Origin of the sequence: Leisingera sp. McT4-56 (assembly GCF_020514995.1) — a bacterium.
Classification (GTDB): Bacteria; Pseudomonadota; Alphaproteobacteria; order Rhodobacterales; family Rhodobacteraceae; genus Leisingera; species Leisingera aquaemixtae_A.
In genome coordinates, this window is record NZ_JAJALF010000025.1 from 48536 (window position 1) to 63735 (window position 15200).

At 55.9% G+C, this 15200-nt stretch carries 13 protein-coding genes; 7 read left to right on the top strand and 6 right to left on the bottom strand.

What is annotated here, in order from left to right:
* The first annotated feature begins 19 nt into the window (after positions 1-19).
* The 4 genes from LHL23_RS20430 to LHL23_RS20445 all read left to right on the top strand — a co-directional run bounded on the left by LHL23_RS20430 (position 20) and on the right by LHL23_RS20445 (position 5521).
* Positions 20-634 (top strand): response regulator, encoded by a 615-nt coding sequence (locus tag LHL23_RS20430; protein WP_226431334.1) that lies wholly within the window; start codon positions 20-22, stop codon positions 632-634.
* 131 nt (positions 635-765) lie between these two features.
* Positions 766-2211 carry a hypothetical protein gene (locus tag LHL23_RS20435; protein WP_226431335.1) on the top strand — a complete coding sequence of 482 codons (1446 nt, stop codon included), beginning with the start codon at positions 766-768 and terminating at the stop codon, positions 2209-2211.
* A complete protein-coding gene (locus LHL23_RS20440) occupies positions 2208-3464 on the top strand; it encodes an O-antigen ligase domain-containing protein (RefSeq protein WP_226431336.1) in 1257 nt (418 codons plus the stop codon). Before LHL23_RS20435 ends, LHL23_RS20440 begins: the two co-directional genes overlap by 4 nt.
* Positions 3465-3769: 305 nt before the next feature.
* Positions 3770-5521 carry an adenylate/guanylate cyclase domain-containing protein gene (locus LHL23_RS20445; protein WP_226431337.1) on the top strand — a complete coding sequence of 584 codons (1752 nt, stop codon included), beginning with the start codon at positions 3770-3772 and terminating at the stop codon, positions 5519-5521.
* 333 nt (positions 5522-5854) lie between these two features.
* Here the strand turns inward: LHL23_RS20445 and LHL23_RS20450 are convergent, their stop codons facing one another.
* On the bottom strand, positions 5855-6748 hold the full coding sequence (locus LHL23_RS20450; RefSeq protein WP_226431338.1) for a serine hydrolase domain-containing protein: 894 nt from the start codon (positions 6746-6748) through the stop codon (positions 5855-5857).
* A gap of 197 nt (positions 6749-6945) precedes the next feature.
* Complete coding sequence (locus tag LHL23_RS20455; protein WP_226431339.1) at positions 6946-7374, bottom strand: GFA family protein; 429 nt, start codon at positions 7372-7374, stop codon at positions 6946-6948.
* A 404-nt stretch (positions 7375-7778) separates the two neighbouring features.
* Here LHL23_RS20455 and LHL23_RS20460 point away from each other — a divergent pair, with 404 nt between their 5' ends.
* A complete protein-coding gene (locus LHL23_RS20460) occupies positions 7779-8213 on the top strand; it encodes an NUDIX domain-containing protein (protein ID WP_226431340.1) in 435 nt (144 codons plus the stop codon).
* Between the two features lie 241 nt (positions 8214-8454).
* Here LHL23_RS20460 and LHL23_RS20465 read toward each other — a convergent pair whose 3' ends face one another.
* From LHL23_RS20465 to LHL23_RS20480, 4 genes are all read right to left on the bottom strand, one after another.
* On the bottom strand, positions 8455-8715 hold the full coding sequence (locus LHL23_RS20465; RefSeq protein ID WP_226431341.1) for a hypothetical protein: 261 nt from the start codon (positions 8713-8715) through the stop codon (positions 8455-8457).
* 196 nt (positions 8716-8911) lie between these two features.
* Entirely contained in the window at positions 8912-9067 is a 156-nt protein-coding gene (locus tag LHL23_RS20470) for a hypothetical protein (protein ID WP_226431342.1), read from the bottom strand.
* Positions 9068-10413: 1346 nt separating this feature from the next.
* Positions 10414-11448: a Hint domain-containing protein gene (locus LHL23_RS20475; protein WP_226431343.1), complete on the bottom strand. Its 1035-nt coding sequence runs from the start codon at positions 11446-11448 to the stop codon at positions 10414-10416.
* Positions 11448-12293, bottom strand: a complete 846-nt coding sequence (locus LHL23_RS20480; protein WP_226431344.1) for a hypothetical protein — start codon at positions 12291-12293, stop codon at positions 11448-11450. Before LHL23_RS20480 ends, LHL23_RS20475 begins: the two co-directional genes overlap by 1 nt.
* A gap of 1413 nt (positions 12294-13706) precedes the next feature.
* Between LHL23_RS20480 and LHL23_RS20485 the strand changes: the two genes are divergently transcribed.
* Positions 13707-14354 (top strand): hypothetical protein, encoded by a 648-nt coding sequence (locus LHL23_RS20485; RefSeq protein ID WP_226431345.1) that lies wholly within the window; start codon positions 13707-13709, stop codon positions 14352-14354.
* 18 nt (positions 14355-14372) lie between these two features.
* Positions 14373-14540, top strand: a complete 168-nt coding sequence (locus tag LHL23_RS20490; RefSeq protein WP_226431346.1) for a hypothetical protein — start codon at positions 14373-14375, stop codon at positions 14538-14540.
* The last annotated feature ends 660 nt before the right edge of the window (positions 14541-15200 follow it).

Below are 15200 nucleotides of genomic sequence, written 5' to 3' on the forward strand. Positions count from 1 at the left end.
AGGGATCAAGGAGCATCTTATGAGAGTACTGATTGCCGATGACCACGACCTGCTGCGTGACACGCTTGTTCTGTTCCTGGAGGGGCAAGGGGCCATCAAGACCAGTACCGCGGCGGATCTGGATCAGGCATGCAAGCTGATCGAGACCGAAGATCCCTTTGATCTGATCCTGCTGGATCTGAATATGCCCGGCATGAACGGGCTGGCCGGCCTCAAGCGGGCGATGGCCATGAGAAACGGGCAGCGGGTTGCCCTGATGTCCGGTGCGGCCACCCGCCAGATCGCTGAACAGGCGCTGGAGGCCGGCGCCGCCGGGTTTGTCCCAAAGACCCTGCCGGCAAAATCAATGATCAATGCAGTCAAGTTCATGGCGATGGGGGAGCAATATGCACCCATTGATTTCATGACTGCCGCAGATCCGGAAACGGACCACCCGCTGGCGGAGAAGCTCTCGCCGCGGGAGCTTCAGGTTCTGAAAGGCCTGACCGAGGGCAAGTCCAACAAGGAAATCGCCCGCGATCTGGACATTACCGAACCGACCGTGAAGCTGCACATGAAAACGCTTTACCGGAAACTGGAAGTTGCCAACCGCACCCAGGCTGCTCTGGCCGCGCGGGAAGCCGGGCTGTTCTGACACCCTGCTCGGGTGCAGCACTGAAACCTACTCCTTTGGATAGCCGCGAATACGGATGCGCACCGGGATAGCCTTGCGCGCAGGCGCGGCAGGTAAGGCGCCGGGATAGTCTCTGGTTGAAGGAGACTGACATGCAGCAGAAACTTGCCGGAAAATCTGATGCTCCGCGGCGGCTTTGGCACCGGATATCCCTCCGCCGCATCATCGTCGGCGGGCGCTTGGGCGACACCAGCCGCATCCGCCGCTACCTGGCATTCCTGCTGCTTGGGCTGGCACTGATCTGGGCGCCGATCAACGGATACCTGCAAACCGCACCGCTTGCCTTCAAATCGCATGCGTCGCTCATCCTGCCTGGGTCCGGGGCGTCGGCCTCAATGAACCTCAACGGTATCGGGCAGGCGTCCTCCTACGCCAATTCCGCCTTTGCCAGCAACTCCGTCAGCCCGACCGAGACATACAAGCGCCTGATCGGTGCCGACCGTATCCTAGCCGCAGCCGCTGGCGCGATGGGACTGAGCCGCCGTGAATTCGGCAAACCGCGGATCCGGCTGGTGGACCAGACCAGCCTCATTCACATCGAAATGACAGGTCCCAGTGCAGAAAACGCCCAGCAGCGCGGCAATGCCCTGCTGCAGGCCTTCTTCGAAGAACTGGACGCGCTGCGCAAGGATGAGCAAGCCACCCGCGAGGACAGCGGTCTGGCCGCCATTGGTGATTACCAGCGTTCCGTAGCGGTCACACGCTCTGACATCGGCAAACTTCAGAAATCCTCCGGGCTGCTGTCTGGCGAGGAATTCGATGCAATGGTCGAAGACACCCGCGAACTGGAAGGCCGGGTTGAGGACATTGCCGGTATTCTTGAGGAAAAGACACAAAGCGTTGCCGCGCTTGAGCAAACCTTGGGCATCCAGGCCTCCGCCGCGGCAGCAACCCTGAAACTTTTTGCCGATGCAGACTACCTCGCTCTGAAAGAAGAAAGCGCCATCCATGCTGCAAAACTGGCCAAAGCCCGTGCGTCTTACGGCGAAGGGCACCCCAATGTGCAAGCCGCACGTGCAGCCCAGGCTGCGGCGGCACACAGTGCAAGCCAACAGGCAGCGGCAGTGACAGGTATCCAAATTGATAAGCTGAAAAGGCTTGATCTGGCCCCGGACGGAGCGCGGGCAGAGTTGTTGGCTCAGCTTGTGCGGATGGATGCAGAGCGCATGGGTACAGCCCGGCAGTATGAAGCTTTGGCTCAGCGTCTGGTGTTCGAGCAGACCCGGCTGCAACAACTGGCGGCTAGCGCAGCACGGCTGAAGGATTTGCAGCGAGATTTCTCTGTGGCTGAAGCAGTGTTTGCTTCTGCCATCGCCCGAACCCAGTCGACGAAATCGGATGTTTATGCCTCATACCCGCTGGTTCAGATACTCGAAAACCCGTCCCTTCCCGAACGCCCCTCTTCGCCTGACCGTAAGCTCGCCTTTGCCGCCGGGGCGGCGGCCACCTTCATGCTGCTGAACGCGCTGCTGCTGGGCTGGATCAGATCCGCGGTCATCGGCCGTCTTCTGGCCGCCCCCAAGGCAGCCGAAGCATGACCCCGCAAAACCCGGCAGAGGGGATGATCTACCGCTCCATGGTTCTGACTTGGCCCTTCTACGCCGTTGGTGCGCTATACGTCGTGGGCCCTGTTCTGGCCTGGGTTCTCGGCGCGCTGGCGGTGCTGGCACTCTACCTTGGCCCGGCGTTCCGGCCGGACCTGCGTGCAACCGGTCCGGTTCCGGTGCTGATCTGGGCCTGGATCATCGGCGTGGCCATTTTGCTGGTGGCCCTGTGGATCGGGCACCTCGACTGGGGGCTCGGCCAAAAGAAGACAATCAAGTCCTCGATCGGCTGGGCCAAGGGCTGGGCACTGCTGGCATTGTTCCCGTTGGTTGGCGCGGTGCTGCCGATCCGCCGCGAGATTCTGATCCGCGGTCAGTGCGTGGTCGGGGCCTGGACCCTGGTGCTGGCACCAGTCCTGCTGGCAGCGCCCTACCTTGGCTTGCCGGAACGCATCTTCACCTCGCCGCTGAAGGCAGTTGGCGGGCCGGGGCCGGAGTATTTCAGCCTTTACCTGTTCACCTACGATCCGGCTAGCTGGACACCGCGCTGGCAATTCTATGCCCCCTGGTCGCCCTTCGCTGCCCTGCTGGGGGTCATCATGGTACTGTTTGCGCTGGAAGAGAAAAACCGAAAGTGGATGCTGGCCGGTGTGGCCGCCGGGGTCCTGATGATTTTGGCGTCAAAGTCCCGAATGGGGCTGGTGGGGCTGGCGGCCTGTACCGTTGCACCGCGCATGATGCCCCTGATCCTGCGCGGCTGGGCCTGGCATGTAACGGCAGGGCTGACCGCCTCACTGGCGGTGACCGGCAGCACATTGGCGGCGCTGGCTGGCGACGCAGTGGCCGCATTCAAGGGTGCCCGGGCCGACAGCACCCGAGTCCGTGAAACACTGCAGCGGATCGCAAGCGAGCGCTGGCAGACCGAAGCCTTCTGGTTTGGCCACGGCACAGTTCAACCCGGGTCCCATGCTGTTGAATACATGCCCATTGGCAGCCATCACACCTGGTATGGGCTGCTGTTCGTCAAAGGTGTTGCCGGTTTTGCCGCACTGCTCATTCCGCTGGTTTGGCACATCGGCTTTGTCATGGTGGATGCAGCAAAACACATGCGGGGCCGCCTGCCGCTGGGAATACTGATGACAATGGTTCTGCTCTCTTTCGGGGAGAATATTGAAATCGAAGCCTATATGCTTTGGCCAGGCCTGATCCTGCTGGGCGTGCATCTTCGCGAAGCCGGGGCGGCTTAGGCCAGTAGCGGTTTCCTGCCGGAAGAATTCGCCCGGCCCGCTGATGTCGCCGCAACTGCAGCACCGATCACGCGTCTGCGGCGAAAGACCGGTTTGTCCCGCGTGGCGGCGATTTCTGGACTCTCGGCAGCGAAGGGCGGCAAGGAGCCCCAAAGGGACGTCCCTCAACAAATGTTCGATGGTGGATACGTGCAAGGTAGCTGTCGTTTGGGTAATCCCGGCCTGATGCTTTCCACACGCGGATTCCAGTCGACATGGATTCTCTTCACATCCGACGGTAATCTGGTGGCGAGAGGAGAATTCCCTTGGAACGCAGGCTTGCCGCAATACTGGTTGCCGATGTGGTTGGCTACACGCGCCTTATGGAGCAGGACGAGGCAGGCACACTAAAACTCCTGACGGCTGTTCGCAGCGAAGTCATCGAACCTCTTATTACTCAACACCATGGCAGAATTGTTAAGCTCTTAGGCGATGGTTTGCTGGTAGAATTTGCCAGCATTGTCGATGCGGTCACCTGTGCAGTGGAGTGGCAGACGGCCCTGATCCAACAAAATGTGAAGGGCGATGGGCCTACGCGCCTCAGTTTCCGTATCGGGCTCAATCTTGGGGATGTAATTGTTGATGGCGATGATCTTTATGGGGATGGTGTAAATATTGCTGCCCGTCTGGAAGCCCAAGCTGAACCAGACGGTGTCTGCTTGTCTGAGGACGCGCACCGGCAAGCCAAAGGTAAAACCGAAGCAGAGTTCGAAGACTTGGGTGAGCTCGAGCTCAAGAATGTAAGCCAACCTGTTCGTGCTTATCAAGTTGTGCTGGGTGAGGCTGTTCGACTAGACGGATTGCCACCAACACCGCCCCCTAGCTCGAAGAAGCCATCCATCGCCGTCCTTCCGTTCCATAACTTGAGCGGTGATAGTGATCAGGAGTATTTCGCAGACGGTGTTTCAGAAGACATCATTTCCGCCCTGTCCCGAAACCGGTGGCTGATGGTGATCGCTCGCAACTCCAGCTTTGCATACAAGAACGAAACAATAGCTCTGAAAGAAGTCGGCAGACAGCTTGATGTGCGCTATGTGCTTGATGGAAGTGTGCGAAAAGGGGGGAGCCGAATCCGGATCACCGCGCAACTGATCGACGCCAAGTCTGGAAAGCAAATCTGGGCCGAGCGATATGATCGGGTTCTAGAGGACATTTTTGAGGTCCAAGACGAGGTAACCGAAGCAATCGTGGCGGCCATTGCTCCAGAGCTGGACAAGGCAGAGCAACGGCGCGCCACTGGCAAGAAGTCAAGCAATCTGAACGCGTGGGAAGTTTACCAGCGTGGTATGTGGCACCTCTACAAGCGCACGAAAGTGGACTTGGCGGAAGCGCGAAAGCAGTTTGAGGCAGCGCTTTTACAGGACCCCAGCTTGTCGCTGGCTTGTTCTGGCCTGGTTGACGCCTACTACTACGAAGTAGTGCTTGGTCTGGCGGAGTCGCCCGCCGAGAATTGCGAAAACGCACTTCGGATTGCCAGAACCGCAGTGGAACTGGATCCAGATGACGCGGCCGCCCATTGCGCTATGGGCAAAGCCCGGATCGTCAACCGTGAGCATGAGAATGCTATTCCTGATCTCAAGCTGGCTATTGAACTCAATCCCAGCCTTGCATGGGCTCACTACGGTCTCGGCGCCGCCACAGTGTTCTTGGGAAAGGCTGACGAGGCGATCCCACACTTGGAAGGTGCCATCCGCCTGAGCCCCCGCGACCAGCACATGGGATCATATATGGTGAGGCTGGCCGAGGCGCACTTGTTGAAGCGCGACTACGGGCTAGCGATTGAATGGGGAAGGAAAGCGCTTCAACAGCAAGGGTTCCAGTGGTCCCGTTACGCTGTCGTTCTAGCAGGTCTCGGCTACTTGGGCAAAAAGGAGGAAGCTGCGCGTGTATTCGGTGAATGCCAGACCCACCGTTCCGATTTCTCTGTTTCAATGGTCCGAAGGTGCCATCTCTACACGCATGCACCGACGCTTGAATATTATCTCGAAGGACTGCGAAAAGCCGGAGTGCCGGAATGAGCGCTTCAATTCACAAGTGGACATAGGAACCCACGTACTTATTTGCAGGTTTGTCCCGGATCCGACCTTCACCATACCTCTGGCTTCACACTTGCAGCGAATGGCCACTCTCGGGAAGCTGCACTGCGGCGGCTTTAGGTGGGGTGAACGGCAGGAAAGGGCCGGGAGCGATGGCAAGCCTGGCCGGCCTTGCGCCCTACTGCCGCGTCGCCGCAAGTCAGCCTCGAGCCCACAGCTGCCGTCGGCCTTGTGGTAGCCTCTCGCAGGTGCGGCAAGTAGTTAACGGAGCCTTGCGGACCTTCAACGCTCAACTACAGCAAGACCGCTACGCGGTCAGTTCTGACCAGCGCATTCAACCGCAGCGAACTCAGCAACGCCCTCATTTCGCCCATCCGAGAAGCTCGCAACCGTGACCGGCTCCTTCAGATCAGGAAAATGATAGACTGCGTTGACGCTGAAGGGCCCCCCGCCGGAATGCCCTACAGTGCGACCGACTCTCCCGCACCGGCCGCTCATAAGGCCAGTTGCATAGCCACATTTCGTCCAAGGCCGACCTTCAATAGCACCGCCAAGAGGATGACGGATCAGCATCTGTTCAAGCGTAACCGCGTTGAGCAGCCTTCCCGTAAACAGAGCATGTAATAGCCGTGCAGCGTCTGCGGCAGTTCCAGTAAGACATCCATGGTATACCCATCCTGGATGATACCTCTTTGCTCCATCCCAGTGAACGCGTGAGAGGTGTTTTCTAGCCGTCGCAAGCTCAATGCTGTCCAGCCCGAGAGGGTCGCAGATCATCTCACCGACAAGGTTGGAGAATGACGAACCAGCGACGTCTTCAATTAAATCGCGGGCCAGCATGTAACCAAAGTTTGAATAGGCCCAGCCTTCACCCGGTGTAAACAAACTGCCTTGCGCCATCGTGGCATTGAACAGGTGCTCAGCAGGCCAAGGTTCTTCATCATTCGCAACCGCTTTCCTGTAGCCCGGCAGGGAATAGTAGTCCGGCAAGCCAGCGGTGTGATTCAGTAACTGGCGAAGCGAGAAGTCATGGTCTGCGAGATGTTCGTCCAGATCGAGCTTGCCCAGTTCCACGATCTTTAAGGCACAGATTGCGACTACGGTTTTGGTAAAACTCCAATAAGGAAAAACCTCTGCGCCCGAGCTTCGTTGAACACTCAAATTGGGGCCGGTTTCCCGATGGGAGAAGATTTCTTGGTTCTCATTCATCAGTCCTAGTAACCTCGTTGGTGCAATCGCCACAATGGGCTCGATCCTGCCGCCCGCTGAAGTAGGCTTAGGCTGGTTTGAGCCCAATGCCGTCATCCGCCAACTGGCATCCTCTCGCATGCGCAGCACGTCGCTATGCGGCGCTAAACAGACGTTCATTTTATTAACTAGAGATACGTCAAAGGCGCGGCGCAAACTTATGAATGGTAGTCACTCAAATCCTCGGGTGCATGAAGCAATGTCCCGTTGTACTTTGTGAGATCATCGTTCATCTGAAGCCAAGACAGCTTGCTCTGGTAATTCACGTGAAAGGTTGGCTTGAAGTCCTCTGGATTTTCCAAGGACGCTGCATATAGGTGCATCCCTCCGGCATAGTGGTCAGCTTCAAAACCAATCGGCGATCCGCAGTCTTTGCAAAAATGCCTAAAAACGCCTTTGGAACTTTCAAGCGTCTTTGGCTCCTTACCTGTCCACTTGAAATTCTTGATCGGTACACCAAGCCAGGCGACAACCGGCGCAGCACAATTTCTGCGGCAATCGTCGCAATGACAGTAGCAGGCCCAAGTCACTTCGCCTTCAAATTCCCACCGCGTTTCTTTGCACAAGCAGTAGCCACATGTTGCCATTTGTCCCTCCAGCTATCGAACCAAGTAGCAGAAACACCTGACCGGAGTATCGGCTCCCCATTGTCAGGATCTATCGCACGCTCCCCTACTTCTGCCGGGCAGAATTTGGACTGATTACATTCTCGATGCGACACGGGCCCAATACCCAAGTTGGGCTCATCATTGCCGCACTTTTCTCCAAGCTGGGGCAGTGTTGAGCCCATAGCAGTCTTTGATCACATGCCGGGTCTTCGCGTGTGCAGCACTTTGCGAAGCGGCGCTAAGCGGCCATTGACAGGTTCGCAAAGGAAAGACGGCAGTGCGCAACGAAGCTGCTGTTCAGTTGTGGACCAATCTGGAAAAACAACCGTTGTTTTGCTTCGACTGTAAGTCAACAAAGAGAAACGTGACAAGAGGGAGCAACAATGCGTGTAGCTGAAGCGACTGATTTGCAGGGAGCCAAGATAGCCGTCATCTGTGATAACGCGGTTGTGGCATATCTGAGAGATGATTTCGACCACATTCCTAACCCAAATCAATGGGACCTGCCGGGGGGCGTGTGCGAATCTGACGAAACCGCCCTAGAGTGTGCGTTACGTGAAACACGGGAGGAGTTTGGCATTTGTTTGTCAAAGAGCCCGATTGTTTACGAATCGACATACTTCGCTGAAGCTGCGGGCTTTCTGCCCAATCGCGAAGTTGCCCTTTTTGCGAGCATTGTGTCGGAAGACGTTATTTCGACGATTAGACTTGGTGAGGAGGGACAATGTTGGCGGATGATGCCCATCCGAGAATTCGTCAACCGCACCGACGTTGTACCTGAGTTGCAAGTCGCGTTTCAGGTATTCTGGGAGTTGTGATGGATGAATGCGAAACGTATCTGCGGGATGAAAAAATGGCCGCTTCGGGCTCCCTCCTGCCATCTGCTGCGGCGAGCACCGACGGCCCGTTCCGAGCCCACTGCCGACATTGCTAGTCAGCCTTATTCTGCATGCGTACAGAGCCGGTCGCAGCCCAAACCCGCCGCTTCTAAGCGGCCCAACTTGGCTGCCGTGAACGGCGCTCAAGTGGAATCCAGTTTCAGTTCCGGCCACGCATCAGTCACGCGCTGCTAGTAGGAACGCCATCTTGATCCAAGACGCGAAGACCAAACACGAGCCCACCATTTTCGATCGAGAACATTTCTTGCAATGTATCTGCGGTAACGCATTCCTGCTCGGCACCAGTATCTTCACATGCGTGCTGCTCAAGTATTTCATCCAGTTGTTTGGCCAGCATCAGATCGTCGCACTCAACCAAGAGCAGCCCGAAATCCGAGATATACCCCCGTTTGAGAAGCGCCTCGCAGTCATGGTCGGTCACGGCGTCAGGAAAGGGTAATTGTTCTTTCGCAAACAGCCCGGCATCTCTCCAGCTGGCCAAGACTACTGATGCGATTTCAGACGCCTCATGAATACCGAAGGGTGTAACACCGCAGACATGTTTGAAAGCCAGGATGCTATTGCCTTCGCATCCTCACAAGCCACTAACCCAGACAAGAGCTCGCTCCCAAGCCGGTTTATACGGACAATTCCCCGGATGCAGGTGCGAACAATACGGACCCGCCACCCAATCCGGCGCTCTCGGTCAAGCGCGCCGGATTGCCCAGCATCTTCAGGTCTTGGAAAAGTTTTTGCACACTCTTGGTGTCGCGGGCATCGATCAACTGCGTCACATGCTCTGAAAAATGCTCAGCCTTTCCGAGCGGGATTAATCAATCGTCACCCCGGCCGCGCCCCCGGCCCCGACCGCGCCCCTGACCCCGGCCTCTCCCTTTGCCGCCTGAGCCGCTCACACTGGCTTGAGAGACTGAAGCGGATGCCGACAGAACAACAGTGGATGCCCCGGCTACGGTCGCTGTGTACTTGGCAAGGGAGGCAAGCACTTCTCTGCGTTCCGCATCATCCAGGCTCTCCTCGACTTCTGAGGCTCTACCTTCACGCTCTTTTCTCATGGGTCCCTCACTCGTTAATAAAATCACTCTGTAAAAATGCTACCATGGTTAACAGCACCCCACCAAGATATTTCGCGACTGTTCATCTGTGGTGTTCTCCAGATCATACCGGAGTGCAGTCCGGCAGCCTATTCAGTTGCCTGGAGAGGCATTACTCAGTTCGATTGTTGTTGCCGGGCCGTAGCCGCACCAGATTAATGGAGGACCAACAGCAGTCGCGTGCCGGAGTACGATAGTCTCGAAGAGCCCTACAAGGCAGGTCGGGTCACGTTAGCTTGGCTCGAATTTTTAGAACTTTTTCTGACAGCGAGACCTTCTGCATCTCAAGCTACCGCCGATCCTTAATGGATTGTGCACTTATTTCCTTCAATCATTGACGCATAAGTTGTTCTGGCTTCCGGCTTTCTGCTTAGGGTGTGGGCAGCAGATTCAAGCTTGGCCAGGCTGTTTCAGTGTTCGGTTGCGAAAGGAATGCCTGCAATGCGTTTGATTATCTCTGTCACCTTGTGTTTTGCCCTGTCTGCTTGCGGCGCAGTCGAGTTTGATCGGCAGGATTTGTCCCAGATGTTTGGGCCAGCCACAAACTATAGGAACCCGGTAGCTCAGCGGCAAACTGTGAAAAGCTTCTTGCCGCACGAAAGCGTAACTCGCAGCGGCAATGCGAGCCACTGGACTTCTCCCGACGGATGCACCTATTCGCGTACTCAGGCGCCGGGATATGCGCCGGTCTTGTATCTCGTGCAGAACCCACATCATGTGGGCATGCCCAATGCTCATCGTGACTGCGCAATGACGGTTGTTGACGGGTAGCGATTGCGGCCGGAGGGGCCCGCCAAAAGGCCATGGGGCGAGCAGCAGTTCCCCTGACTAATTGCAGCTGACCCACCAAGTACGTCGTCGCAACGACTTTTCTGAGCGCTATTCTGGCGTTCGCTACGGGATCGGCCTTTGCTCGTGCAGCATTGTTCACCTGGCACAGACCGGACCTAGAGAGTGCGGAATTCGTATCGCTGTGACTAACTAATTTACAACTTGAACACCCAGGAACATTGACTGGTTTCCCTTGGTTAACTTGCCTCGAGAGCTTTCCGTACCAGGCTTGCCCATTCTTTTGTTTGCCTGACAGTGATAAAGGGGCGTGCAGGATGCGAATGAGGAGCTTGCAGGTAGGCAGTTCCCGCCTGCAGCGCCTTTCGGTGCTCCTCTGTCAGGCTGGCCATTGAATAAGGGGTCAGCAAAAGGGTCTCGCAGGGGCAGCCATCAGCCAGAACGATTTCGTGGCGATCCAGTACCAGGGCGATGTACGTCACTCCTTTTATCCCTCTCTTTGCCCTGATGCCCCGGAGAGGCAACAGCCCTTTTGCGGGAGCGAGAACCTGCTTTGAACCAAACATGTCCCTGACAAGTTTTCCACTCAGCAGCACCCGATGGTTCGGCGAAACAATCAGGTCCTGTTTCGGAACACCCTTTCCCAAGCATCCAGCCGGGATCAAAACAGGCCGGTGTTTATCAAGTGCGCCTTGGAACCTTGCTTCCCGGGTCAGGATTTTTCTGACGACCTGCGGACCATTATCCAATGTGGAGACCATGTCCCCTTCCCGCAAGTTCTCGACGGCCACCTCGCCACGCGGGGTTTCGATACGCACACTTGGTGTAAAGCAAACGAAATTCACGGCAGCATCACCGGGATCCAAGCCCACTTGATGCACAGCGTTATCCGCCCCTGTATATGTGATAGTATAAACACCATTTGAGGCGCTATAGCTCGACCAGCCCGATATGACGAAAGAGTCTTCCGGTCCTTCGCTCTTAATTGAGATGTCAAAATCTTCGTTGAATCCGGACAAATCAAAGTGGAACTCGTCAACTTGACCGTCTTGCTTGCCAATTTTGGAGATTTCCAGCTCCACGTCTCCGTCGTCGCTATCGCTGCTGCTGCTGCTGCTGCTGCTACCGGACTCGACCGCAAACGGACCACCGTCAACAAACTCGATGACTTGAGCATCGGAGACGTCAGATGAATACTGATCAACCTTGATTTTAATTTTGCCGCCGTTGATGTCCAAAGAGTTGTCGAGCGTTATAGTGAGTTGCTCTGACATCAGTTCAGCCCGCTGGGGCTACCTGAAGATTGGGGCTGTTCCGGCGAGTGTTTTTCTTGCTTGGCGGGTGCCATGAATAGTGTTGCAGCAACAAATATCTTTGCAAGTGCAGACCACCGTTTGGCACGCTCCGGCTGGCCTCGGCAGAAACCTTCCGCCAAGGCTTCGATGCAGGGCTCGGAAAGGTGAGGAAATTTCCGGACTACGGATCGGGCGGTCAGTAGCAAATCCCACCCAAATGGCTGCCAGGCCGATCTTTCGAAATCGATGCCAAACAGCCGGCCCTCAACGCTAAGAATTAGATTGCCCAAGGCTCCGTCAGCCCGGCACATCGTTAGTTTTTCCAACGGGAAACTGCGTAGGAAACCAGAAGGTTCCAGGCTCGAACGCAAGCCATGCACTCGTTGCAGGTGCTCTAGCCAGTTACCAGTCACCGCCACGGCTGGGGCGTAGTCATAGTATTTTTTCAGCCAGAACCCGATGGTCCGGCAGAATTGTTTACTGTTTTCCTCCGAGATTACTTCGCGAATTGTCCACCCTGGGACATACTTTTGAACGATGTAAAAGGAGGCATCGTTGTGATGTGTGATTTGCGGGATCAGCCCGCTTTCCGCGAACAGACGCAGCCCGTCTCTTTCCTTTAGATAGGCTTGCTGGAACTTCGGGGCGCCTTCAATGAAGTGCTTCAGGACAAAACTGCTGTCGCCCGTGCTGAATGCAAGTACCAGCCGGTCGGCTGTTTCCTTCAGAACACGCGCATTCATTTCAGCCGGCGCACCCGCGCCGCTAAAGGACAATGCAGCGAGCCTGCCGCCATGGTTTTTCAGGAACTCCTGAGGCGTCAAGATTGTAGATCTCCGAACTCAACACACTATGGCAGTAATTACCGAATTAGAGTTAAGTTTTCCTGAAACGTGGAGGTTTGAGCCACACTTCAGTTGAAAATCTGTCCAGCCCCATTTCTATGTGCCAATTCGAAGTAGAGCTTCGGGGGCTGGCGGGCGCATGTTAAGTGCCTGATGCGGGCGGGTTTGAAACGGGGATGTTAAAGGCGGCGTCGGTCCGTGATCAGTTTGCCCATGGGCTTTGGGAGAAACTGGAGGACGGAAGGTTGACGGAGCTACGAGGACATATCTTCGCATCAGTACCACGCGGCCAAAGTTCCGAAAAGGGGATGGAGGATACCTGCACCACAGCGGGTTCTCTAAGTTCTCGGCTGAGGACATATTGTGCGTATGCAAAGACGCCGAATGCTTGCTGGATGAGATAGGCGAATTTGTGAAGCGCGTCTCGGCAGTGGTATTGTCCAGATAAGGAGCGGGTTCCCGCCTTGGGTCTCGTCGCGGTGGAATAGCAGGAGCGCTGCATTGATGTCCTACTTTGACGAGCCCAAGTTGGGGTGGCGTGTCAAAGACCAGCGTGGCGCCTAATGCATGCGTTGATGGTCGCAGCGCCGTAGTTCGTTCCTCCAAGCGTTTCCACAGGCCTGGCACGGGGCAAAAACCCGTCTGCATCATTCCTGGTCGTGGGCTGCCCCGGTGAGATTGAATAAACCCCAGGGGCTTGAACTTCTTCAATGCAAGAACTTGTAACAGCCTTTTCCTGGCTGGGTGAGAATGTTGGGTGCACAGTACAGCCGGTTGCGGCCAGAGCCGCTAGTGACAATGCAATAGTGGTTTTTTTCATTTTGAGCCTTAACCTAAATTACTTTCGGCTTACAGCTAAGGCTGAATAGTGGCGCAAAGTTGGTTGGTGTATGACCCCGGTTTGTCCATCAAAGGAGGAGAGTGAGGGTGTTTGATCGTCGAGCGGCCTGCAGCGGTTATTAAGCTAAAAGTGATGCAGGCCGCTCTGCCCCGACCTTCTTTCCCCCAAAAGAAGATCGGGATGCAAGGCGACATAGCACAGAAACGGAATGTGTCCAAAAAGGAGTGTGCAACCCACAGGGCCAATTAATCCCCCAACTGGTTAACTCGTGGGTTGCAGCCCCATGTCTCCATGAGGCTTATTGTAAGTAGCGCTAGCCAAAAGTTGATCAACTAAGACTGGTTGGAGTTCAGTAAAGGGGAGCAAGGGTGTTCCATTTATTCAGCAACGCCAGTGAAGCTTGGGCCGAGTTCGAGTGCCCTGTGTGCTCTGTTGATATGGATTTCAAGCTGAGCGAAGTGCCGGCCGAGGGTGAGTGTTCGAATGCCCAAGCTGTGCTGCCCAACTAACTGTGCAGTATCAAAAGGGTGAAACCGGCTAAGGAGGACGCTATGGCAGGGTCGGGTGAAATCAGCGGTACAAAGCTGAGGGCTGATTGGCTTTCCAATGCGATTGCCAACTATGCGCATGAGTTGATGACTGGGGAAAGCGCCGCGGCCGTTCCGCCGCCACTCCTGTCGACGGCTTTCAGGGACACGGTGAAAGCATTGTCTCGCGAGCCACTCGGTGCCCTGAGCCTAGCCCAGATCCTTCTTCGGAACACTCCTGAACTCGGCCTGACCATGGGCCGAATGATGCGCATGGCTGCGGATGATTTCGACTGCGAGGGCAGGAGCCGGAAAACAACGAGTGAAAGTGTGGTTGCGCCTTTCCAGCTGGCCAGCGCTGGTGGAACCATCACTCTCGCCGTTGGTGCCGTAAATGCAATGAATGACCATCCGGTCTCTAGTCAGGGTTCTGGCGGAGAACCTGTGAGTGTTTGGTCTGCGCATTTCAACATCGACATGGCAACCGTATTTGTTGCCGCCGCGCTTTTCTTGTTCTGGGTCGTGGTGAAACTCACCCGCTTCCGGCGGCGTTTAGCTAAAGATGAGAGCACTCTTCAGGATGATACAGCCAAGATCAGGTCGCTCATCGATTGTGTGAATAGCACGATGAAGCGACCCACTACCCTATCTGACGGAGAGCCGCTAGAATAAAGTCGAAAGGAGCATGTCATGGAAGAACTAGTTCTGCCGATCGTCGGCGTTGTCCTCGGGATTGCCGGGATACTTGCCCTTCGTCGGGAAACATCCAAGCTCGACAAAGACAAGGAGGCACGCAAGCGTGAGCAGGCTGAATTCCTCGAAAAGCACGGGAAGGGCAAACGCATCAACGCGTTGTAGTCAGCGCTGCAGCATCGTTCTCCTGGTCCGCCTCTAGCTGCCCAAGACTAGTGAGCTAGTCATGGCTTTTGCCAGTGGGCTTACTTACCGCATTTTGAAGCACGCGCACTCTACTACAGCTTCAGTACGCTGGTTTTCGATCTTGAATGCAATCAGCCGCGCAGATCATCCACATGGAGCGCGGTTCAAACCGAAAGCAAATCACGATTCACTGTTGCCATGGTGGTCTTTCGTGGGACATCGCTGCCGTAAGTCATTGATTTGTTTGGCCCGGTTTGGGTGTTGTTGTGGGACACTCTTGCACTAAAAAGTAAAGAGAAACTCCCAATATCGCCCGTCTCTTGTGAACTCGGACCGCAGCAGTAGTCCGGGTCCTTGTGAACCGCTCCGGCAAACCCGGAGCGGTTCATGGTGCTGTGGTCTTGGCTCGGCTTGCCCGTTCCAAGCAGTCCAACAAAGGAGCGCTCGCCGACGCATCGCCGACGCATCGCAAGCGCAATGAGGAGCGAGATTTGCCCACACCTAGTCACCTTTTTAGTAAGGCACTTGTTCGGTAAAGGCCAAATCCTGCTCCCGCAACCATCGTTTCCGACCAAGCCTCCGCTAAAAGCGGGGGCTTTTTCGATTCAGGGCTCCCCAAAGCCATCAGCCCAGCCAATT